Source organism: Novosphingobium barchaimii LL02 (assembly GCF_001046635.1).
GTDB classification, from domain to species: domain Bacteria; phylum Pseudomonadota; class Alphaproteobacteria; order Sphingomonadales; family Sphingomonadaceae; genus Novosphingobium; species Novosphingobium barchaimii.
Window position 1 is genome coordinate 305,463 of record NZ_KQ130455.1, and the last position, 22,615, is coordinate 328,077.

At 64.6% G+C, this 22,615-nt stretch carries 19 protein-coding genes and 1 tRNA gene; 13 read left to right on the plus strand and 7 right to left on the minus strand.

Features of this window, described 5'->3' with window-relative positions; genetic code table 11:
- Window positions 1–143 precede the first annotated feature (143 nt).
- Window positions 144–539 carry a hypothetical protein gene (locus tag V474_RS15890; protein WP_059152424.1) on the minus strand — a complete coding sequence of 132 codons (396 nt, stop codon included), beginning with the start codon at window positions 537–539 and terminating at the stop codon, window positions 144–146.
- Between the two features lie 243 nt (window positions 540–782).
- Between V474_RS15890 and V474_RS15895 the strand changes: the two genes are divergently transcribed.
- The 7 genes from V474_RS15895 to V474_RS15925 all read left to right on the plus strand — a co-directional run bounded on the left by V474_RS15895 (window position 783) and on the right by V474_RS15925 (window position 7,987).
- Window positions 783–1,073 (plus strand): hypothetical protein, encoded by a 291-nt coding sequence (locus V474_RS15895; RefSeq protein WP_059152425.1) that lies wholly within the window; start codon window positions 783–785, stop codon window positions 1,071–1,073.
- Between the two features lie 215 nt (window positions 1,074–1,288).
- Window positions 1,289–2,017 carry a response regulator gene (locus V474_RS15900; RefSeq protein WP_043972110.1) on the plus strand — a complete coding sequence of 243 codons (729 nt, stop codon included), beginning with the start codon at window positions 1,289–1,291 and terminating at the stop codon, window positions 2,015–2,017.
- A 19-nt stretch (window positions 2,018–2,036) separates the two neighbouring features.
- Entirely contained in the window at window positions 2,037–3,362 is a 1,326-nt protein-coding gene (locus tag V474_RS15905) for an ATP-binding protein (RefSeq protein ID WP_059152426.1), read from the plus strand.
- A gap of 153 nt (window positions 3,363–3,515) precedes the next feature.
- Window positions 3,516–4,205 (plus strand): carbonic anhydrase, encoded by a 690-nt coding sequence (locus V474_RS15910; RefSeq protein WP_059152582.1) that lies wholly within the window; start codon window positions 3,516–3,518, stop codon window positions 4,203–4,205.
- A complete protein-coding gene (locus V474_RS15915) occupies window positions 4,202–5,737 on the plus strand; it encodes a SulP family inorganic anion transporter (RefSeq protein ID WP_059152427.1) in 1,536 nt (511 codons plus the stop codon). Before V474_RS15910 ends, V474_RS15915 begins: the two co-directional genes overlap by 4 nt.
- Before the next feature lie 338 nt (window positions 5,738–6,075).
- A complete protein-coding gene (locus V474_RS15920) occupies window positions 6,076–6,927 on the plus strand; it encodes a TorF family putative porin (protein ID WP_059152428.1) in 852 nt (283 codons plus the stop codon).
- 199 nt (window positions 6,928–7,126) lie between these two features.
- Entirely contained in the window at window positions 7,127–7,987 is an 861-nt protein-coding gene (locus tag V474_RS15925) for an outer membrane protein (protein ID WP_059152429.1), read from the plus strand.
- Between the two features lie 190 nt (window positions 7,988–8,177).
- Here the strand turns inward: V474_RS15925 and typA are convergent, their stop codons facing one another.
- Window positions 8,178–10,007 (minus strand): translational GTPase TypA, encoded by a 1,830-nt coding sequence (gene typA / locus V474_RS15930; protein WP_059152430.1) that lies wholly within the window; start codon window positions 10,005–10,007, stop codon window positions 8,178–8,180.
- 281 nt (window positions 10,008–10,288) lie between these two features.
- Here typA and V474_RS15935 point away from each other — a divergent pair, with 281 nt between their 5' ends.
- A complete protein-coding gene (locus V474_RS15935; protein WP_059152431.1) occupies window positions 10,289–13,024 on the plus strand; it encodes a TonB-dependent receptor in 2,736 nt (911 codons plus the stop codon).
- A gap of 236 nt (window positions 13,025–13,260) precedes the next feature.
- Window positions 13,261–13,725, plus strand: coding sequence for a DUF805 domain-containing protein (locus tag V474_RS15940; RefSeq protein WP_059152432.1), 465 nt, complete (start codon window positions 13,261–13,263; stop codon window positions 13,723–13,725).
- Here V474_RS15940 and V474_RS15945 read toward each other — a convergent pair.
- Both V474_RS15945 and V474_RS15950 read right to left on the minus strand, forming a co-directional pair.
- Window positions 13,722–16,226 (minus strand): ABC transporter permease, encoded by a 2,505-nt coding sequence (locus V474_RS15945; RefSeq protein WP_059152583.1) that lies wholly within the window; start codon window positions 16,224–16,226, stop codon window positions 13,722–13,724. The two genes, V474_RS15940 and V474_RS15945, sit on opposite strands and share 4 nt — an antisense overlap.
- Before the next feature lie 19 nt (window positions 16,227–16,245).
- Complete coding sequence (locus tag V474_RS15950; RefSeq protein ID WP_082699839.1) at window positions 16,246–17,085, minus strand: ABC transporter ATP-binding protein; 840 nt, start codon at window positions 17,083–17,085, stop codon at window positions 16,246–16,248.
- 51 nt (window positions 17,086–17,136) lie between these two features.
- Here V474_RS15950 and V474_RS15955 point away from each other — a divergent pair, with 51 nt between their 5' ends.
- Entirely contained in the window at window positions 17,137–17,841 is a 705-nt protein-coding gene (locus tag V474_RS15955; protein ID WP_059152433.1) for an arylesterase, read from the plus strand.
- A 199-nt stretch (window positions 17,842–18,040) separates the two neighbouring features.
- Here V474_RS15955 and recF read toward each other — a convergent pair whose 3' ends face one another.
- Both recF and V474_RS15965 read right to left on the minus strand, forming a co-directional pair.
- Window positions 18,041–19,135, minus strand: a complete 1,095-nt coding sequence (gene recF, locus V474_RS15960) for a DNA replication/repair protein RecF (protein WP_059152434.1) — start codon at window positions 19,133–19,135, stop codon at window positions 18,041–18,043.
- Between the two features lie 62 nt (window positions 19,136–19,197).
- On the minus strand, window positions 19,198–19,950 hold the full coding sequence (locus V474_RS15965) for a queuosine precursor transporter (RefSeq protein ID WP_059152584.1): 753 nt from the start codon (window positions 19,948–19,950) through the stop codon (window positions 19,198–19,200).
- Window positions 19,951–20,049: 99 nt separating this feature from the next.
- Between V474_RS15965 and V474_RS15970 the strand changes: the two genes are divergently transcribed.
- Window positions 20,050–20,126, plus strand: a tRNA-Arg gene (locus V474_RS15970).
- A 249-nt stretch (window positions 20,127–20,375) separates the two neighbouring features.
- Here V474_RS15970 and V474_RS26235 read toward each other — a convergent pair.
- A complete protein-coding gene (locus V474_RS26235; RefSeq protein ID WP_169795079.1) occupies window positions 20,376–20,546 on the minus strand; it encodes a hypothetical protein in 171 nt (56 codons plus the stop codon).
- A 287-nt stretch (window positions 20,547–20,833) separates the two neighbouring features.
- Between V474_RS26235 and V474_RS15975 the strand changes: the two genes are divergently transcribed.
- The gene (locus V474_RS15975) at window positions 20,834–22,150 is read left to right on the plus strand and encodes a sugar MFS transporter (protein WP_059152435.1); all 1,317 of its coding nucleotides are present in this window, start codon (window positions 20,834–20,836) and stop codon (window positions 22,148–22,150) included.
- Window positions 22,151–22,210: 60 nt separating this feature from the next.
- The gene (locus V474_RS15980; RefSeq protein WP_059152436.1) at window positions 22,211–22,525 is read left to right on the plus strand and encodes a PilZ domain-containing protein; all 315 of its coding nucleotides are present in this window, start codon (window positions 22,211–22,213) and stop codon (window positions 22,523–22,525) included.
- The last annotated feature ends 90 nt before the right edge of the window (window positions 22,526–22,615 follow it).

Genomic DNA, 22,615 nt, shown 5'->3' on the forward strand with positions numbered 1-22,615 from the left:
CGGTGCAATGCGCGGCGTTTTGGGCAGCGGGTTTGGGCAGGGTGTTTTGGTAAGCCATGCATGCAAAGACGCCCGGCCAGGAGGGGGGCCGGGCGTCGCGCGGGCCGGGTGAGGGGGATTACCCGGCCGCTCTCGCATCTGGATCAGTACCCGCGGCGATAGTCGTCCCGGTTATGGTCGTAGCCGCGGCGATAATCGCCCTGCATGTTGCCACCCTGGCCGCGATAGTAGCGCTGGTACTCGTCCCGGCCATGGCGGCCGCCGCTGCGATCCCAGTAGTAACCGTCGCGGTAGGACCAGTCGCTCACATAAGCGGGGCCGTTGTAGCGATTATCGTAGCGTGCGTCGTATCGGTCGTCGCGGTTGTTGGACGACGCGGCGATGGCGCCGACCGCCAGGCCCAGGATGCCCGCGCCGATGGCGATGGCGGCGGTGTTGTCGCCTCCCCGATGATAGTCGCGCGCCATGGCAGGCGTGGTGCTGGCAAGAGCGGTAGCGGCGAGGCCGGCGGCCATGGCAGTCTTCTTTAACAGGTTCATAGCGAGAAACTCCTTTCGAGGGACGGCGATCCAAGAAACCGTTGTCCCCGTGTTGAGATTGTTCTAGCTCTTGGCGTCTGAACCGGATCGAAGCGGATCTGGCAGAATTCGTTCATGGTTGTACGCAATTGTATGAACGCAAACGTGTTGCGGATGAGCAATATTTCGTAACATCTGCGCCCGAAATGCGACATGTCTGGCCCCCAATCTGACATCATCAAATTGTCAGACTGGAGAATACCCATGATTTCCGCCGCTCTTCTTGCCCTGGTTTCGCTTTCCAGCCCATTCGCCGCTCCGGCTCCGGCTCCGGCTCCGGCTCCGGCCGCTTACGCTGGTGAAACCATTGCCGCCATGAAGGGCCACCCAACCCCCGCCCGCAGTTCGGCTGCTCGCTCGGCGGCTCCGGCGGTGTGCCATCCCGATCCTTCGAAGGGCCGCGCTTGCCGCCACGTCATCGTTCAGGCCGAGCAGGCGGAGCGCGCTACCGTCGCCGTTGCCGATGGCGGCGCCGCTCGCGAACACGCGCGCTGATGTCTGCCGGCGGTGCCTTCCTGCTTTGCGGCAGCGCGGGCATCGCCGGACGGTAAAAGCCGGTTCGGCCGCCTTTCCTCCCCGGAACCTCCATTGGCGGTGCGACATTTTCCAACCGGCGCGGCTATCTTCGCTGCGCCGGTTCCCTATATGGTAAAAGAGACAAGCACAGCACGATGACGGTCGCACCCCGCTACAGGCTCGCCCAGGAAACCATGACTACCCCTCCCACCATCCTGCTCGTCGAGGACGACGGCGCGCTTCGCACCCTCACGGCGCGGGCCCTGCGCCAGAGCGGGTTCAACGTGCTTACCGCAGCTACCGGCGCCGAAATGTGGGTCACGCTGCGAGAGGCCACGGTCAGCCTCGTCGTGCTCGACATCATGCTGCCGGGAACCAGCGGGTTCGATCTGTTCCGCCGCCTGCGCCGTGAAAGCGACGTGCCGATCATCTTCGTCAGCGCGCGCGGCAGCGAGGAAGACCGCGTGCTCGGGCTCGAACTCGGCGCCGACGATTACCTCGCCAAGCCCTTCAGCACCCGTGAACTGGCCGCCCGGGTCAGTGCCGTGCTGCGCCGGGGCGGCGGCCTCGATTCGGCCAGCGAACCGGTAGCCGAGGCACGCGGCCAGGACATGATCCATTTCGATAACTGGCAGGTTTCGATGGCCCGGCGCGAACTGCGTTCGCCCAGCGGTGCCATCGTCGACCTGACCGGGGCCGAATTCGATCTGCTCTCTACCTTTCTGGGCTATCCCCAGCGCGTCCTGGGCCGCGAACGGCTGATGGAACTGTCCCGCTCACGCATAGGCGACAGTTCTGACCGCAGCATCGACGTCCTCGTCAGCCGCCTGCGCCGCAAGCTGCAGGCAGAGGACAGCGAGTCCCCTATCGTCACCGTTCGCGGCGTGGGCTACATGTTCAAGGCGGAAGTGACGCGCGCCTGATGCCTTGCCGGCCCATCTGATGCTGCGCAAATTCATTACCCTGTTCAGGCGGATGGGCCTGCCCGAGCGGCTGTTCGCGGTCTTCGTTCTGGTCGTCGTCATCGAATTCGCGGCCAACTGCTTTCTGTTCGACCGGGTCAACTCCTTCGAACTGCGCCGCGATGACGCCGACCGGATCGCCGAAAACCTTGTGCTGGCCCAGCGCACACTGGAACATGCCGACAAGGAAGAGCGCGGCGCTGTCGCCCAGGTGCTCAGTACCAAGCGATTCACGCTGATCCTGACATCTCCCGGCGACCGCCGTCGTGGGTCGCTCGGGCTCTCGAACTTACGCTCGCAAGTGGTCGAAATCGAACCGGAACTGGCGCTGGCCGACCTCGAACTGCACCTTGAGGAGATGCCGGGTAATGGCAATATCGGTGGTTCATTTCGGCTCAAGGACCGCAGCGTGGTGCGCTTTCACACCCATGCCAGCGCTGCCTGGAAGCTGACCGCCGGGCGGGTCGCCAGCTTGATCCTGCCGACCCTGCTGCTGATCGCACTGGCCTGGCTCCTGGTACGAACGACCCTGCGTCCGCTTCGCAACCTGATCGGTGCGACACGGCATCTGGGTTCCGGCCCGCCGCAACCGGTCCCTGAACGCGGCCCTGACGAACTGCGCGAGTTGATCCGCGCTCTTAACCAAATGCAGGAGCGCATCCACCAGTCGCTGGTCGACCGTACCCAGACGATGCTGGCGATCGGCCATGACCTCAAGACGCCGCTCTCGCGGATGCGGTTGCGCCTCGACGACGAAAGCGTCGATCCCGAAGTACGCGAGGGGCTTACCCACGATATCGACGAGATGCGTTTGTTGCTCGATTCGATCCAGGCCTATGTCGACAGTGACGGCAAATCTATCCCGCGTGAGCTTATCGACCTTGCCGTCATGGCCGAGACGCTGGTCGACACGGCTGCCGATCACGGCGCCGATGCGATCTATGCGGGGATTTCCAGCCTTACCTTGAAGGTCAGGCCGGTGCCGGTCCGCCGCGCCCTGTCCAACCTGATCGAAAACGCCATCCACTACGGCGGCAACGCCCGCGTGATTGTCCGGCGTGACGGGGACGGGGCGGAGATCGTCGTCGAGGACGATGGCCCAGGCATCCCCGAAGACCGTATTGTCGATGCGCTACAGCCCTTCGTCCGCCTCGATACCTCGCGCGCGCGCGATACCGCCGGCATGGGGCTTGGCCTTGCCATCGTGCGCAAGGCGGTGCGTATGGAAAACGGCACGCTGGACTTGCGGAACCGGCCTGAAGGCGGTCTCAGCGTCACCGTTCGTCTTCCGTCGACCACCGACTAAGTCTGTTATTGCTCGATTGATGCCCAACTGCTGCAACGCAGCAAACTTTCGTAACGCTCGCGCACGACAGCCGAAAATCTCGACACCTAGCTTTTCACATTAAGCTCGCGGCCTTGAGCCGGCGTGCATGTGAATAAGAGAAAGGTGTCCAAGGTGAACGAACTCATCGGCCGTGTCTTCAACTTCGAGAAGACCACATTCCCCGCCAGCAGCGAGCTTTTCGGCGAGCTGACAGCGAAAGGTCAGTTCCCCAAGGCGCTGATCATTTCATGCGCTGATTCCCGCGTCGTGCCCGAACACATCGTCCAGGCCGACCCCGGCGACCTGTTCGTGTGCCGCAATGCCGGTAATATCGTCCCCCCCTATTCGACCCAGAACGGCGGCGTGACCTCCACGGTCGAATATGCCGTGGCTGCGCTCGGCGTGCGTGACATCATCGTGTGCGGCCACTCGGACTGCGGCGCGATGAAAGCGCTCAGCGACCCGACCGGCCTGGAAGCGATGCCCAATGTCGCCGCCTGGCTAAAGCACGGCGCTGCGGCGGAGCACATCGTCTCCACCTGCCATGCCGACCTTGAAGGCAAGGACCGCGTGCGCGCGATCAGCCTTGAGAACATCATCGCCCAGCTCAGCCACTTGCGTACCCATCCGGCGGTCGCGGCCGGCATCGCCCGCGGTGAGATCACGCTGCACGGCTGGTTCGTCGACATCCACGCCGGGCAGGTCATGGGCCTGAACGGTGACACCGGTGAGTTCATCACCCTGCGCGAAGACCGTGACCTGCCGGTCGCACTGGCCGCGCGCACCCGCTTCGCCACCGAATACGCAGAAGCGGCAGAATGAGCGCCGCCGTCGCCGGTGAAGTGCGCCAAGGCCTCTTCTCCCACTTCGGACGGGATTTCACGGCGTCCATCGTCGTGTTCCTGGTCGCCATGCCGCTGTGCATGGGTATCGCCATCGCCTCGGGCGTCCCGCCGGAGAGGGGGCTGGTTACCGGCATCGTCGGCGGCATCGTCGTCGGCATGCTCGCAGGCTCGCCGCTGCAGGTCAGTGGCCCGGCAGCGGGCCTCGCCGTCATCGTCTTCGAGTTCGTTCGCGAGAACGGGCTCGAGGCGCTTGGCCCTGTCCTGCTGCTGGCCGGCGTTCTGCAACTGATTGCCGGCGCGCTCAAGATGGGCGGCCTGTTCCGCGCCATCAGCCCCGCCGTGGTCCATGGCATGCTGGCCGGTATCGGCGCGTTGATCGTCATAGGACAGTTCCATATCCTGTTCGACGAAAAGCCCCTGTCCAGCGGCCTTCAAAACCTTGCCGCCATGCCCGCGCGCGTGTTCGGGCTCGATTTCTCCAACGCCGCCTCGACCGAGATGGCGCTGGGCGTCGGCTTGCTGACCATCGCGGTGATGCTCGGCTGGGAAAAGCTGCGGCCCAAGTCATTGACGCTGGTTCCGGGCGCACTGCTGGGCGTCCTCGCCGCTACCGGGGTAGCCTGGGGCATGGGCCTGGACGTCGCACGTATCGAGGTTCCCGCTTCGATCGCCGCTGCCTTCACCTTCCCCACCAGCGCATCGTGGTTCGCGCCGCTCGCCAACCCCTCGCTGGTCGTCGCGGCGCTTGCCATCGCTTTCATCGCCAGCGCGGAAACGCTGCTTTCGGCGGCTGCGGTGGACCGGATGCATGACGGCGTCCGCACGCAATACGACAAGGAACTGCGGGCGCAGGGCGTGGGCAACTTCCTGTGCGGCCTTTTCGGTGCGCTGCCGATGACCGGCGTCATCGTGCGCTCCTCGGCGAACGTGCAGGCAGGTGGCAAGACCCGCCTTTCGACCATTATGCACGGTGCCTGGATCCTCGGTTTCGTCGCGCTGCTGCCCTGGCTGCTGCGCGAAGTGCCCATGGCCGCGCTTGGCGGTATCCTGGTCGTCACCGGCTGGCGTCTTGTCAGCGTGAAGCACGTCACCCACCTGTTCAAGGCACACGGCCCATTGCCCGCCGCGATCTGGGCGGCGACTTTCGTGCTGGTGGTGACCACTGACCTGCTGACCGGCGTACTTGTCGGCCTGGCCCTTTCGGTGGTCGAACTGCTGCCGCACTACAGGCATCTGCGTCTGAAGGTGAACGAGCATGACGAGGGTGGAGCCACCCGCGTCGAATTGAACGGTGCGGCCACTTTCGTCGGCCTTACCCGTCTTAACGCGGTGCTGGAAAAGCAGCCCGCCGATCGCCCGATCCACCTCGACATGGACCGCGTAAAGGCGATCGACCACACTACCGCGGAGACCCTGTCCGAATGGATCAGTCGCCGCCGGAAGGGGGGGCAGAATGACCGGGTCACCGGGCCGGATGCCATCCTGAGGCCACTGCCATTGGCAAGCTGACCTTAACACCTGACACCTGGCGGGCCGGAATCCTCACAGCCGGCCCACTAACTTCCGGGCGGAACGCTAAAGGCGTTTCCGCCCGGTTTTCTGTCCGCATACCGGACAAGCCCATTTGCTACCGGCGGTGCAACAAAACTTCTGTTGCAATGCAACCACACTTGCTGCGCCGCAGTATTCAGCAATGTTTCGTCATGAAACGGCAAGGTTGGGGACAACCCCGCTGCGTACCCCTGTTACATGCCGGTATGAAACGGACCCGCCAAGTAGCGAAGGTCCGGCGTGCTGGCCGCAGGACGGAACGTAATACAAACAGCAACATGAGGGTGTTCCGAACAATGAATTCTCGTCTTTTCGCCGGCGTCGCCGGTCTTGCCGCTGCTTTCGCTGCAACAACGACCCCCGCGATGGCGCAGGAAGAAGTGCCCAGCGAATTTACGGTCGCCGGCACAGTCGCGCTCGTCTCTGACTACCGCTTCCGCGGCGTCTCGCAGAGCGACAAGGAACTGGCCGTGCAGGGCGGCGTTTCGGTCACCCACGCCAGCGGTTTCTACGTCGGCACCTGGGCATCGAACCTTTCGGGCTGGGGTACCTTCGGCGGTTCGAACACCGAACTCGACATCTACGGCGGTTTCGCAACCGAAGTGACCAGCGGCGTGACGCTGGATGCCGGCCTGACCTGGTACATGTATCCAGGCGGTTCGGACATCACCGACTTCGCGGAACCCTATGTGAAGCTGTCGGGCGAAGTCGGCCCCGGCAAGCTGCTCGTCGGCGTCGCCTATGCGCCCAAGCAGGAAGCACTGGGCCGCTGGTATCTGAGCGCCGATTCCTACGCCACGGGCATCCCCGACGCTCCGGGCGCCAAGTCGGACAACCTTTACATCTGGGGTGACGCCAGCGCCAGCATCCCCACCACCCCGGTCACGCTGAAGGCGCACCTGGGCTACTCCAACGGCAACTCCGGTCTTGGCCCGAACGGCACCAGCGTAGCGCCTACCGGTAGCTATATGGACTGGATGCTGGGCGCGGACGTCGCTGTCGGTCCGGTAACCCTGGGCGTCGCCTATATCGACACCGACATCACCAAGTCCGAGTCCGCCTATCTCAAACCGAACTTCGCATCGTCGAAGAACGGCTCGCAGATTTCCGGCTCGACCGTGGTGTTCTCGCTTTCGGCCGGTTTCTGATCGATTGAAAATGGTTCCCGCCCGCGCGTTTTTTTTAGCGCCGGGCGGGTATCCGGCGGGTTCCCGTCAAATCTGTGGCTTCAATGTAACATCTTGTGAAGTTGGCATATTTGTGACGGTAGGCTGGAAACTTACGTCGCGCTCGATGTTTCAACCTTCCGCAGGGCAGTGAAACGCCCTTGTTTCAGGAAGGATCTTAATGTCTAACTTCAATCGCGCTCTGACGGTCGTCGCGCTTGCCGCCGCCGCCACCGCAACTCCTGCCTTCGCACAGGATGGCGCGCCGGTATCGGCCGGCCGCGACAGCCACTTCGATGGCGTCTATCTCCAGGGCTTCGGTGGCTACTCCATCCAGAACCAGGACGATAGCGACCGCCTGAAGTTCGATACCGATGGCGACGGCAAGTACAACAACAGCGTCAACACCGTTGCGGGCGCCAATGCGTTCTCGCCGGGCTTCTGCGCCGGCAAGGCACGCGGCGCTACCCCCGCAGCCGGTTGCCGTCAGGACCGTGACGGCGCCGAGTACGGCGTGCGCATCGGTTACGACCGCCGCATGGGCAACATGGTTGTCGGCGGCCTGATCGAAGGCTCCAGGTCCGAAGCCAAGGATGCTGTCACCGGCTACAGCACCACTCCCGCCAGCTACTCGATCGATCGCAAGATCGATTACGCGGTCAACGCTCGCCTGCGCGCGGGTTACACGCCCGGCGGCGGCGCACTGTTCTATGTCACCGGCGGCGGCGGCATGGCCAAGATCGACCACACGTTCACCACCACCAACACCGCCAACTCGTTCGACCCCGAGCGTAACAACAAGATGGTCTGGGGCTGGCAGGCTGGTGGCGGCACCGAGATCATGCTCACCGATCACATGAGCCTGGGTCTCGAGTACCTCTACAACCGCTACAGCGACAACAAGTACAACGTCGAAGTCGGCCCCGGCACCGCGCCTGCGACCAACCCGTTCCTGCTCGATTCGGGCTCGACCCGCATCAAGGGCGGCGACAAGAACTTCGACTACCACTCGCTGCGCGCGACGGTAGGCTTCCAGTTCTGATCCAGCGCTAGTCCTCTCACGAGGATATGAGCAACGGCAAAGGGCCGCGTCTGTTACAGACGCGGCCCTTTGTTTTGTCTGGGGTGCAGTGGGACCGCGCTGTCAGACGAGGAAGGTGCCGGACAAGAAAAGGGGCGCGACGGTCGATACCGTCGCGCCCTTTTTTAGCGCAAGCCGTGTCTGTTACGGCTTAGTCGTTCTTCTTGCGACCGGCCTTCTTGCGGTCGTTCGGGTCGAGCAGGGCCTTGCGCAGACGGATCGACTTGGGGGTCACTTCGACCATTTCGTCGTCGTCAACGTAGGCGATCGCCTGCTCCAGCGTCATCACGCGGGGCGGGGTGAGGCGGATGGCGTCGTCCTTGCCGGTCGAACGGAAGTTCGTCAGCTGCTTCGACTTCATCGGGTTCACTTCGAGATCGTCGGGCTTGGCGTTCTCGCCGATGATCATGCCTTCATAGAGCGGCTCGCCCGAACCGACGAACAGGATGCCGCGCTCTTCGAGCGGGCCCAGTGCGTAGGCAACGGCTTCGCCGGCACCGTTCGAGATCAGCACGCCGTTCTTGCGGCCTTCGATCTTGCCCTTGTGGGGGCCGTACTTGTCGAACAGGCGGTTCATGATGCCGGTGCCGCGCGTGTCCGACAGGAACTCGCCGTGGTAACCGATCAGGCCGCGCGAGGGGGCGATGAAGGTGATGCGGGTCTTGCCACCGCCCGAGGGGCGCATGTCGGTCATCTCGCCCTTGCGGATCGCCATCTTCTCGACGACGGTGCCCGAGAATTCCTCGTCCACGTCGATCACGACGGTTTCGTAAGGCTCGGTCTTCTTGCCGTTCTCGTCTTCGAGGAACAGCACACGCGGGCGGCTGATGCCCAGTTCGAAGCCTTCGCGGCGCATCGTCTCGATGACGACGCCCAGCTGAAGTTCACCGCGACCGGCGACTTCGAAGCTGTCCTTGTCGGCCGATTCGGTGACGCGGATGGCGACGTTGGTTTCGGCTTCGCGGGCCAGACGGTCGCGGATCATGCGGCTGGTGACCTTGGAGCCTTCGCGGCCGGCCATCGGCGAATCGTTGACGGCAAAGCGCATCGACAGCGTCGGCGGATCGATCGGCTGAGCCTGCAGCGGCTCGGACACCGAAGGATCGGCGATGGTGTTCGACACGGTAGCGGCGGTGAGGCCCGCGATCGAGATGATGTCGCCTGCCTTGGCCGATTCGACGGGAACGCGGTCGAGGCCGTGGAACGCCAGCAGCTTGGAGGCGCGGCCGGTTTCAACGACGTTGCCTTCGCTGTCGAGGGCGCGGATCTGGTCGTTCAGCTTCACGGTGCCCGACTGGACCTTGCCGGTGAGGATGCGGCCCAGGAAGTTGTCGCGGTCAAGCAGGGTGACGAGGAACTTGAAGGGACCGTCGACGTCGGCTTCGGGAGCCGGCACGTGCTCGATGATCTTCTCGAACAGCGGGGTCAGCGTGCCTTCGCGCGCATCGGGATCTTCGCTGGCGTAGCCGTTACGGCCCGAAGCGTAGAGCGTGGGGAAGTCGAGCTGTTCGTCGTTGGCGTCCAGGCTGACGAAGAGGTCGAACACTTCGTCGAGCACTTCGGCGTGACGGCCATCGGGACGGTCGATCTTGTTAACGACGACGATGGGCTTGAGACCCAGGCCCAGGGCCTTGCCGGTGACGAACTTGGTCTGCGGCATCGCGCCTTCCGAGCTGTCGACCAGCAGGATCACGCCGTCGACCATCGAGAGGATGCGCTCAACCTCGGCGCCGAAGTCGGCGTGTCCGGGCGTGTCGACGATGTTGATGCGGTAGCCGTTCCACTCGATCGAGGTCGGCTTGGCCAGAATGGTGATGCCGCGCTCTTTTTCGAGATCGTTCGAATCCATTGCGCGCTCTTCGACGCGCTGGTTGTCGCGGAAGGTGCCGGACTGGCGGAAGAGCTGGTCGACGAGGGTGGTTTTACCGTGGTCAACGTGCGCGATGATCGCGATGTTGCGCAAAGGAAGCGGGGCGGACATTCAGGTCTTCTTTCGAAAGGAGGGCCAGCGGGCAGATGCGTGTTGCACTGCAAAATTTGGGCGCCCTTACCCGATGCGAGCGTTTCCGGCAAGCGTGCTGCGATATGCCGGTCTGTGGCGCAGGTGTCACAATGATGCGAATTGTCCGCATGTATACACCGGGTTCTGTTGTCGGCATCCCGGTTCTTTCCTAAAAGAAGGCTCGAATACACGACTACACAAGTGACGAGCCTTTCGCGCGCAAGACGCGGGCAGTCACATACAAGGATAGGGGATGGCCAATGAAGGGCAGTTCAGCAGGCATCGCCGCGCGGGTATCGCGCATGGCCATGGAAACCGCTCTGGGCAGAGCGGGGTTGGCGGCCGGAATCGCGGTGGCGGGGCTGGCTTCGCCGGCGGCGCTGGCCCAGGAAAGCGGTTCGCAGAACACGGCTCCACAGGCAGGCGAGCAATATGCCGATACCATCATCGTCACCGCCACCAAGCGCGAGCAGACGCTGCAGGACGTGCCCGTGGCGGTTTCCGTCACCACCGGGGCCACGCTGGAGCGCGCGCAGATCCGTGACCTGAAGGACCTGCAATCGGTCGTCCCTTCGCTGCGCGTAAATCAGTTGCAGTCCAGCGCGAACACCAACTTCTATATTCGCGGCTTCGGCAATGGCGCCAACAATGCCGGCATCGAGCCTTCGGTCGGTCTGTTCGTCGACGGGGTCTACCGCTCGCGTTCGGCCTCGATGATCGCCGATTTCCCGGATGTGGAGCGGATCGAGGTGCTGCGCGGGCCGCAGTCCACACTATTCGGCAAGAACGCCTCGGCGGGCGTGATCTCGATTGTAACCCGAAAGCCGCAGTTCGAATTCGGCGGAAACGTCGAGGCGAGCTACGGCAATTACGATGCGGTGGTGGTGAAAGGCGTGGTCACCGGCCCGATCACCCAGAACATCGCCTTCAGCCTGGCGGGCGGGATCAACAAGCGCGACGGCATCGTCAAGGATCTGGCAGACACCGGCGCGCGCACCAACGAGCGGGACCGCTGGTTCACGCGCGGCCAGTTGCTGTTCGATAATCACGATGGTTTCGCAGTCCGCCTGATCGGCGATTACAGCAAGATCGACGAGAATTGCTGCGCGGTCGTCAACTTGCGGCAGGCGGCGCCCACGGCGGCGATCTTCGCGCTGGGCGCGGCGGTGAACCAGCCAGGCGAGAAGTACGACAATATCGGCTACAACAACTTCCAGTCCTCCAACAACATCAAGAACTGGGGCGTCTCGGGCGAGCTGAGCTACGATCTGGGCGATGTGAAGCTGACCTCGATCACTTCGTACCGCCGCACCGATGCGGTGACCAATCAGGATTCGGACTTCTCCAGCGCCGACCTTCTGGGCCGCAACTGGCAGGATCTGCAGATAAAGACCTTCACTCAGGAACTGCGCGCCAGCTTCGAGGTGGGCGATCGGATCAGCGGCCTCATTGGCGGCTATTATTTCAACGAGAAGATCGACCAGAACAATCAGGTCCTGTGGGGCGACGACGCGCGCACTTACGCGGACCTGCTGGTGCGCAGCCTGTCGGGCGGCGCGCTCAACGTGCCGACGCTGGAAACCGCGTTCGGCGCGTCCGAGGGTAACCCTGCGAAATACACGAACCAGTTCTTCGCCTCGGGCACTGGCCTGACCGAAGCCTACAAGCTCAAGAACGAGGCCTATTCCGGGTTCGGCCAGCTCGACTTCGAGGTGGCGCCGGGGCTGATCGTGACGGGCGGGCTCAATTATACCCACGACACCAAGCGCTTCGCCACGGGGACGACCTCGAACGATGTCTTCGCGGCCATCGATTTCAACGATCCACGTTATGCGGGCTTCCGCCAGACATTGCTTTATCAGGGCGCGCTGTCGCAGACGGTAGGCAATCTGCTGGGGCTGGGCCGGTCGGCGACGGCGGCCGAGATCGGCGCTTTTGCGGGGGCCAACGGCGCGGCCTTCGCGCAGGTGAACGCGGGCGCTACCGCCTTCGCGGCGGGCAATGCCAACAACCCCTCGGCGAACCCGCTCAATGGTCTGCGCGCGCTGCAATATTTCCCGCCGTTCATGAACCTGCCCAACGCGGTGGAGCCGGGGAGGGTCAGCGACGGCGATTTCAGCTACACCGCGCGCGTGGCATGGGATGCCAGCCCGGCGATCAACCTCTACGCCGCCTGGGCGACCGGCTACAAGGCGGCCTCGATCAACCTGTCGCGCGATAGCCGGCCCACCCCGGCAGACCTCGTGGCCTTGCGCGCGCAGGGGCTGGCGGTGACCAACCTTACTTCCGGCAGCCGCTTCGCCAATGCCGAGAACGCGACCGTTTACGAACTGGGCTTCAAGGGCAACTGGGGCATCGTTTCGGCCAACGTCGCGGTGTTCAAGCAGATCATCAAGAACTTCCAGTCGAACATCTTCACCGGCTCCGGCTTCTTCCTTGCCAATGCGGGCAAGCAGTCGGCCTTCGGGATCGAGTTCGAAGGCTCTGCCAAGCCGATCGATCCGCTGACGCTGACGCTTTCGTGGACCTACCTCGATCCCAAGTACGACACCTTCAAGCTCTCCGCCTTCGGGGATCTTTCGGGCACGACCCCGGCGGGGGTATCTCCGCTGTCGGTCACGTTCGGGGCGGAGTTCGTGCAGCCGGTGGGTTCAGGCGGCGACCGGGTGATCCTGCGCGGCGACTATCACTACGAAGCGCAGTTCAGGCTGGTCGAGGGTTTGCCCGGCCTGGTGACGCGTGATGCTGCCGGTAATGTCACCAGCGTTGCCGCCGCGCTCGCCGCCGCGCGCGAGTTCAAGCAGGACATCAACGACGTCAACGCTTCGCTGACGTATGCCATGGCCAGCGGCATCGAAGTCTCCGTCTGGGGCCGCAACCTGCTGAACGACCGCACGATCCTGCAAATCTTCGACAGCCCGGCGCAGCCTGGCTCGATCTCGGGCTATCCGAACCAGCCGCGCACTTACGGCGTGGCGGCGCGCTACCGGTTCTAAGCCGGAGCGCGAAAACGCGCGCCACTTGCCCGTGGTTTCTGGGAGGAGACATGGGCAGGGACGGCGGCGCAAACTGGAACAGGGGCGCGAGGGGCATTGCCTTTCGCGCCCCTCTTTCTGTGCCTGTTCTGACAAGCAGAACTGCGGCGTTGCCCCTCAAGTCTTTGTCCTTATAGTCGATTTCCGCAAGGCAAGGCTCAAGGCGCACATGCGTCCACATACAATAGGGGAAAGATATGCTCGATTATATGCTGATGCCGTTTCGGCGATATGCTGATTTCAGGGGGCGTTCACGGCGGATGGAATTCTGGTCATTCACGCTGCTTAACGTGATTGTCTATGCCGTGATCGTGATCCTGGCTTTGGCCATGGGCCTTTCTTTCAGCGCCTTTGAGAACCTTGAAAACGGGCAGGCGCCTTCGGCAGCCTTTGGCGGCGGTTTCATGGTGCTGGTGGGCGTTGGCGGCCTCTATGCGCTCGCGACGCTGGTGCCGAACATCGCGGTGGCCGTTCGCCGCCTGCATGACCGCGACATGAGCGGGTGGTGGTATCTCGGCTTCAGCGTTCTGGGCATGATCCCGTTCGTCGGCTGGATCGCCAGCATCGCCTTCCTGGTGATCCTGTTCCTGCCCGGTACGCCCGGCCACAATCGCTTCGGCGCCGATCCCAAGGACCCCAGCGGCGCCGACGTGTTCGCCTAAAGCTCCCTGAGCGCACGTGCCGGTTTCGCCCGCAACAGCGGTAGCGAGCCGGCCAGCGCGAAGCCCAGGATCAGCACCAGACCGGCCCCCAGTACCGCAAGAATACGGGGCCAGTCCGGCAGCCAGGTGAATTCGAACAGCTTCACGATCACCGCCCAGGCCATCACGCTGCCTGCGGCGAGCGCCACGACCGCCAGAACGGCGGCGATGAGCCCGTATTCCGCCATCTGCAGCACCAGCAACTGGCGCCGGCTGGCGCCCAGCACGCGCAGGATCACGGTGTCGTAAGTCCGGCTGGCGCGCGCGGCGGCGATGGCGCCCAGCAGCACCGCCAGCCCCGACAGCACCGCCACCGAAGCCGCCGCAAGGATCGCCGCCGACATCTGATCGAGCAGAGCGCGCGCATCGCGCAGCAGGCTGCCGGTTTCGATCACCGAACTCGACGGGAAGGCCCGGACCAGTTTCGGCAGCAGACCGGTGGTCGCGGTGCCGGGCGGCACTTCGATGGTCGCGGCAAGGTTGTGCGGGGCGTCTGCCAGCGCGTTGGGCGAAAACACCAGCACGTAGTTGAAGCCCAGCGTATCCCAGTCGATCCGGCGCAGTGCGGCGATCCGGGCGGTCTTCTCGACCCCGAGCACGTTCACCGTGATATAATCGCCGAGCCTGACGCCGATCGCCTCGGCCAGTTTTTCATCGAGGGAAACGAGCGGCTCGCCGCGATGGATCGCAGGCCACCATTGGCCGGAAGTGACGGTGCTGCCCTGAGGTACGTTGACCGAGTAGGTGAGGCCGCGTTCACCCTTCAGCGCCCAGGCGCCATCAGGCAGGTCCTTGCCCAGGCTCGACACTTTGGTCATGTGGCCCTTGGGTCCGTAGGCAAGGATGCGCCCGCGCAGGTTGGGGACCAGATTGAGCTTGGCCCCGGGGACAGTCTGCGTCACTGCCTTGCGAAAATCCGCAGCCTTGTCCTTCGGCACGTCGAGCACGAAGAAGTCGGGCGCGCGGTCGGGCACGGTGCGGCGGATGTTGGCGTCGAGGCTGGTCTGCACGGCCGCGATCAGCACGAAGGCGGAGAGCCCGAAGCCCAGCGCCGTGACCAGTGCGCCGGTCTGGGCGCCGGGGCGGTGCAGGTTGGCAAGGCCCGCCCGCAGCATGGGGGCACGCGGCCGGGGCAGGCGGGCGGCAAGGCGGCGGATGCCGGTGCCGATCAGTGCCAGCAGGCCCAGCATTGCCGCCGATCCGCCAAGGAAGCCCAGCGTCACCAGCGGCTGCGCGGCATTGGCCAGCGCGAGGACCACGATCGCGGCAAGGCCGAGGCCGACCGGCAGGGCCAGCGCCTTGCGGTCCGAGCGCAGCGGCATCACGCCCGCGCGCATCAGCGCCATGGCCGGATAGCCGCGTGCCCGCACCAGCGGCGGCGCGGCGAAGATCAGCGCGACGAGCAATCCGTAGGCAGCCGCCGTCGCCAGCGCAGCGGGAGAAACGGTGAAGCCGGTGTCGACAGGCAGCAGGCTTCGCAGCGCAGAGGCCAGCATCGGCGTGACCAGCACCCCGGCGGCCAGCCCCGCAAGGCTTCCCGCCAGCGCGGCCGCGCCCACTTGCAGCAGGTAGATGCGCGCGATGTCTCCGCTTGTTGCGCCCAGCACCTTGAGCGTCGCGATCGACGTGCGCCGGGCCTCAAGATAGGAGGAAACACCGCCGCCGATCCCGATCCCGGCGATCACCAGCGCGGCCAGCCCGACCAGCACGAGGAATTCGCCCATGCGGCTGACGAAGCGTTCGGTCGAAGGCGAGGCGGCCTTGCGGGTGCGCGCGTCGAAGGCGCCGTCGCCGAAGCGGGCCTTGAGGGCATCGACCACCGGTTCGGGATCGCGCAGGCTGTCTGCGAAGCGTACACGAACGGCGCTGCGATACATCGCGCCCGGCGCGGTCAGCCCGGCCCTGGCCGGAAGGTCCAGCGGGGCGATGGCAACGTCGCCCAGCGCAAAGCCTTCGCTCATTTGCTCGGGGTCGTCCGTAATAATGCCGCCGATGGTGACCGGAACGCCGCCAAGGTCGATGCGCGTGCCCTTCGCGGCGCCGAGACGAGCGGCGGTGCCCTTGGCGATCCATACCGTTCCGGGCGGCGGTGCGCCGACCTTGCGGCCGTCCACCAGTTCCAGCTTGCCATACAGCGGCCATCCGGCATCGACCGCTTTCAGGGCGACGGGCGCGGTGGCATCACCCTGGCTGGCGATGGCCTGCATCCGGTAGCCGCGCGAGACTTTGCCCAGCCTGGCGAGCGCTGCGAGTTCGTCAGCCGAAAGATCACGCTGCCAGATCCTGAGTTCGATGTCGCCGCCAAGGATCTCGCGCCCGCGTGATCCCAGTTCGCTTTCGATCGAGCCGGTCAGCGTTCCGATCGCGGCGATCGCCCCCACGCCCAGAAACAGGCAGACAAGAAGGAGCCGCAGGCCCTTGAAACGGGCGGACAGATCGCGCCGCGCGATGGTCCAGGCCATGCGCCAGGGCAAGGCGGTGTCAGGCAAGCGTGTCGCTCGCCATGTCCGCTGCAAGCGTGTCGCTTGCGATGTCCGTTGCAAGCGTGTCGCTTGCGATGTCCGTTGCAAGCGTGTCGCTTGCGATGTCCGTTGCAAGCGTGTCGCTTGCGATCATGCCGTCCGCCAGCGTCACCACGCGCTCGCACTGGCGGGCGAGGTTTTCGTCATGCGTGATGATGAGCAGGGTCGCACCGGCCTCGGCGCGGCGGGCGAACAGGAGTTCGACGATCGCGGCGCCGGTGGCGGCATCGAGGTTGCCGGTCGGCTCGTCGGCGAAGACCAGCGCCGGGCGCGGGGCCAGCGCGCGGGCAATGGCCACGCGCTGCTGCTCTCCGCCGGAAAGCTGTGCGGGATAGTGCGAAAGGCGGTGGCCAAGGCCCACTGCGACCAGTTCCGCCTCGGCCCGTTCCCGCGCGCCGGGCATTCCGGCCAGTTCCATTGGAGTGGCCACGTTTTCCAGCGCCGTCATCGTCGGCAGCAGGTGGAATGCCTGAAGCACCACGCCGATGCGCCCGCGCCGTGCCCGCGCCAGATCGTCCTCGCTCATTCCGGCGAAGTCCTCACCCGCGACCTGCAATGTGCCTGAACTGGCGCGCTCCAGCCCGCACAACACCGCCATGAGCGAGGATTTGCCCGAGCCCGAGGGTCCCAGCAGCGCCAGCGTCTGTCCTTGCGGCACGGTAAGGTCGATGCCCTTGAGAATCTCCACCCCGCTCTCGCCCGAGCCCAGCGTCAGGCGCAGGTCGGTGGCAAGTATCGTCGGAATTGATTGCGTTTCGGAGCGGGCGAGGGAGTGGGCAGGGCTTGTCACGATCCCCATATGGGATAGCACCATGCGGTCCGACAAGTCGGGCCTCAAAAGGAGTTTGCCTTGCGCTTCGTTTCCCTTGCTCTCCTTGCCGCCTCAACCTTGACCCTGACTGCCTGCGACAAGGCCCCGGCGCCGTCCCCCACCACCAGCGAAAGCGTTCTGGATACGCCTCCGCAGATCCCGGTCATGGGGCCGGAGCGCGCGATCCTGGCGTTCGGCGATTCGCTGCTGGCGGGCTACGGTCTGGAAGACGGTGAGAGCTATCCCGACCGGATGGAACAGGCCCTGCGCGCGCGCGGTGTGAATGCGAAGATTGCCAATGCCGGGGTTTCCGGCGACACAACGGCGGCGGGCCTGCAGCGGCTCGATTTCACGCTGAAAAGCCAGCCGGTGAAGCCCGAGCTGGTGATCATCAGCCTGGGCGGCAATGATATGCTGCGCTCGCTCCCGCCGGCGCAGACGCGCTCGAACATGGAGGCTATCCTCAAGCGGCTGAAGGAGGAGAAAATTCCGGTCGTGCTGCTGGGGATGCTGGCGGCGCCGAACCTGGGGCGTGATTATGCGCAGGGTTTCAACCCGATCTATCCGCAACTGGCCGAGAAATACGGCGCGGTGCTGGTGCCGTTCTTCCTCCAGCCGGTGATCGACAAGCCGGACCTCCTTCAGGGCGACCACGTACATCCCACGGCCATCGGTATCGACGCGATCGTCGCCGCGACGGTGGATGATGTGAAGGATGCGCTGCCGAAAAAGTCGGGGGCTTGAAGGAAGGTGGGGTGATAATCTCGATATATCGGTTCGGATGAAACTGACTTAAAGCCGATAGACATTCACAGTTTTTGCCGGGCTGACCCCGTCACCCTGAACTTGTTTCAGGGTCCATTTTGCCGTTCACACCGCCGCTGGATCGGATAGATGGACCCTGAAACAAGTTCAGGGTGACGATGTGGAATGTCGATCCGACTTAATCCACCCGCCGCACCGCACCGCTGCTGACTTCCCACACTGCCGCTTCCCCGGCGATGGCCTCAAACGGGGCGATTTCGGTGCCGGTCAGCCATACCTGCGCGCTGCCCGTGCGCAGTCGCTCGAACAGGGCCTCGCGGCGCAGGGGATCGAGGTGGGCGGCCACTTCGTCCAGCAGCAGCAGGCGGGGGCGAGCCTCGCCGTAGCCTTCGAGAAGCTGCGAATGCGCCAGGACGATGGCGATCAGCATCGCCTTCTGTTCTCCGGTCGAACAATCGGCGGCCGGTTGGCCTTTGCCTGCCATGGTCACGGCGAGTTCGTCGCGGTGGGGGCCGGTCAGGGTGCGCTGCGCCGCGCGTTCGCGCGGGCGCCCTTCGCGCAGCGCCGCCGCCAGCGCCTCGGCATCGAGCGGGCCGCCGGGCTGATAGGCCAGCGCCGGGCGCGCAAAAGGCGCCTCGGGCAGGGCGAGCAGCGCCTCGTCCAGCCGGGCGACGAGGTCCGCGCGCGCGGCGGCGACCAGCGCGCCGGCCTCGGCGATCTGCAATTCGATGGCATCTAACCAGCGCGGATCGGGCGCACGATCTTCGGAAAGCAGGCGGTTGCGTTCGCGAAGCGCGGTTTCCAGCCGCACGGTATTTCCCGCATGACCGGGGGCGAGGGCCAGCACCAGCCGGTCAAGGAACCGCCGCCGCGCGCCTGCGCCTTCCACGAAAAGCCGGTCCATCGCCGGGGTCAGCCAGCCGATCGACAGCCACTCGGCCAGGCTGAGCGCGGAGCCTTGCGCGCCGTTGACCTGCACCAGCCGCCGTCCGGGCCGCTCTGCCGCGATGCCGGTGCCCAGCCGCACGGGGTCGCCGCCCGGCGCGGCCAGTTCCGCGCTCACCGCGAAGCCGCCGTCGCCCGCCTGTCCCGGCATGTCGGCCAACTGGGCGCGGCGCAGGCCCCGGCCGGGTGCCAGCAGGCTGATCGCCTCCAGCACGTTGGTCTTGCCCGCGCCGTTCTCACCCACCAGCAGGTTGAACTGCGCCGTGCCTTCCACCGCGGTTTCGCGGTGGTTGCGGAAACGGGACAGGAGAATGCGATCAAGGCTCATCGCGTGGCTGACTAGCCGTACTTCACCGTCAATGCGAGACCGTCAATGCGAGCAGCGAAGGATCAAACAGCCCGTGTCTTGGCGAAAGGCGAGAAATCGACGTTCTCGTCGAACACCTCCACGCCTTCGCGCGCCTTGAGCCAGCCGACGGCGGCGTAAGTCACGGGCGTCAGCACCGCTTCCCAGGCAACCTTCATCGCCCAGTTGGTGACCATCACGGTCAGGACCTGCGCGGTGGTCCAGGTTCCAAGGAAGGCGATGGGGTAGAACAGGGCGCTGTCGATCGCCTGGCCGAACACGGTCGAACCGATGGTGCGGGTCCACAGGTGCTTGCCGCCCGTCATCAGCTTCATTTTGGCAAGGACGAAGGAGTTGACGAATTCACCCGCCCAGAACGCTGTGACCGAGGCAAGCACGATGCGCCAGGTGGACCCGAACACGGCCTCGTAGGCGGATTGTCCTTCCCAGCCATCGGCCGGGGGCATGGAGACGACGATGAAGCTCATGAACGCCATGAACACCAGCGCAAAGAAGCCCGCCCACACGCACCGGCGTGCATTGGCATAGCCATAGACCTCGGTCAGCACGTCGCCGATGACGTAGCTGACGGGGAAGAACAGGATTCCCGCGCCGAAGGTGACCCCGCCCAGCGAAGCCAGCTTGGACGCGCCGATCAGGTTGGACAGCAGCAGGATCGCCACGAAGGCGACCATGACATAATCGAAATAGCGAAAGTGCCGCCGGCCGCCTGCGCTGCCGTCGATTCGGGAAAGGTTGGCCGAAGCGGCGGGGAGTTCGTCCGGGCTGGCGTTCATGGCCTGTGCGTAACCTGCCTTTTCGGCCGCGCAAAGCACAAGTTTGCGTCAGTGTCCCGGTTTGCCAAGCCGCGCTTCCGCGCTATGGGGAACTCGCGCGCGCCCGTAGCTCAGCTGGATAGAGCACGAGCCTTCTAAGCTTGGGGTCACAGGTTCGAACCCTGTCGGGCGCGCCAATTTTTTGCAGCGGCAACCGCTGGCACGGGCGTTCGCACGCCTGGCGATCCTCGCACAATCTGCGGCGTGTGTTTGGCCTTGCGAACCCTAGGGGCTCGAAATCGGGCTCAACGCTGGCGATGTTTTTGGGGGAGTGGTTCGAATTTGCTTCGAACGGCGGGCTGTTTCGGCCCGCAATTCGGCGCAGCGGCGCCGAAAAGTCGCAGGACCCGGTCCGGCCTTGGGCGCGGACCGGGTCCCGACGAAGATTACATTGCTTCCGAAGCAGCCTCGGTCGGCGCGTCGGTGGCATCGCCAACCACTACGTCGTCCGAAGCGCCGGTGGCGGTTTCGGTTGCCGCAGGAGCAGGCTCGCCGCCGCAAGCCGAGAGAGCCAGAACAGCAGCCGAGGCGAACGCGGCGAGAGCAATCTTCTTCATAGGTATTCCTTTGCGATGTCTGGTGCACAAGCCGCCGCTATCGAGCAGGCCTGCGCTGGTGCCCATTTGCTGGACTTGGCGCTTCAGCGCAATGCACTTTGCTGCGTTGCATTAAAACTCCTTGGTTTCTGCACAGCTGTCGCGAAGTTTGCCAGAACGGTCGCCTCCGTCCCGCGATGCGCACTTTCGGGGGCTGCAACCGCTTGCCCTGCGCAGCAAAAGTGCGCAAAGACCCGCGTCTTGCCATGCCGCGCCGTGCAGGTCCGGCCTTTCGGGAGAAAACGGCAATGGCCGTGATGATGGATACCGGTAGCAAATCTCCCTCGGAATTCGGCGACGAAGTGCCCGGCGGGCATGTCGACGCGCCGGAACTGCGCTATTTCGTGATGGCGCTGTTCTTCATCTTCGGCGGCATCACCAGCCTCAACGATGTGATCATCCCGAAGCTCAAGGAACTGTTCACGCTGAGCTACACCGAGGCGATGCTGGTGCAGTTCTGCTTCTTCACCGCCTATGCCGTGATCGGCATTCCCGGCGCGATGCTTGTCCGCAAGGTCGGCTACATGCGCGGTGCGGCCGCAGGACTTGGGATCATGATCCTGGGCTGTCTGGCCTTCATCCCGGCCTCGCAGACGGCGACCTACTGGCTGTTCCTGGCCGCCTACTTCGTGCTGGCGGCGGGCGTGGTGATCGTGCAGGTCGTCTCCAATCCGCTTATCAGCCTGCTGGGCAAGCCCGAGACGACCAGTTCGCGCCTTACTTTCGCGCAGGCCTTCAACTCGCTGGGCACCACCATCTTCCCGATTGCCGGTTCCGTGCTGATCCTTGGCAGCCTTGCCTCCGTTTCGGCCAAGGAACTGACTGGTCCGGCGCTGAACGCCTATCGCAGCGCCGAGAGCCAAGCCATCGTCCACGGCTACCTCGGCATCGCGGTCGCCCTTGCGCTCGTCGCGGCGGCGGTGTGGATGTTCCGCAATCGCCTCCCGCGCGAACAGCATGACGACAGCGCCGGTGGCGGCGCCGGCTTTGCCGGGCTTGACCTGCTCAAGCGCGCGCGTTTCGGTTACGGCGCGCTGTGCATCTTCCTTTACGTCGGCGCGGAAGTCTCGATCGGTTCGCTGGTGGTCAGCTATCTCATGCAGGATCAGGTCATGGCGCTGCCCGAGCAGTCTGCCGGCAAGCTGATCGGTGTGTACTGGGGCGGGGCGATGATCGGCCGGTTCATCGGTTCGGCCTTGTTGCGGGTGCTGAACCCCGGGCTGGTGCTGGTATTCAATACCTGCGCGGCGATCGCGCTGATCGCGGTTTCGGTGACTACTACGGGCCATGTCTCGGGCTATGCGCTGCTGGCGGTGGGCCTGATGAACTCAATCATGTTCCCGACGATCTTCAGCCTTGCCTGCGAAAAGCTGGGCACGCGCGCCGCGGATGGTTCGGGTATCATCAACGTCGCAATCTGCGGCGGTGCGATCGTGCCGCTGGCAACCGGAGCGCTGGCCGATGCCACGGGCGGGAACCTGGGTATCGCGCTCGTGCTTCCGGCGCTGTGTTATGCGGTGATTGCCGGGTTCGGTATCTTCGCGCGCAAGCCCGCAGCGGCCTGATCTGCGGAATATGCGGCGCGGTTAAGCGATGTTACACAAAATCGGCCTATACATCGCTTTATGACCCGCCGCATCCTCCCTCGACGTTCGCAGCGACGCTTCGTGGCGCTGCCTGTCCAGTGCCGCACGCAAAGCGGCCTGCGCGATGACGGCGAGATTTCCGACATCTCCACCGAAGGCTGCTGCCTGCGCATGCGCGGTCTTTATTTCCGGGTCGGCTCCCGGCTGATCATCCGCCCCAAAGGGCTGGAGGGAATGCCCGGCGTGGTGCGCTGGGTCAGCGCGGATCTCGCCGGAGTCGAATTCGACAGGCCGATCTACGGTCCGGTGCTCGATCATCTTGCCTTGACGCATGCGGTTCCGCAGCAAGCCTGAATGGTTCAAGGGCGCGCGCGAGCGTGTGATGATGCTTCCACTTCCGGTCAACCCGCTCTAATCCTTGACGGTCAACGCCGCAGGTGATGG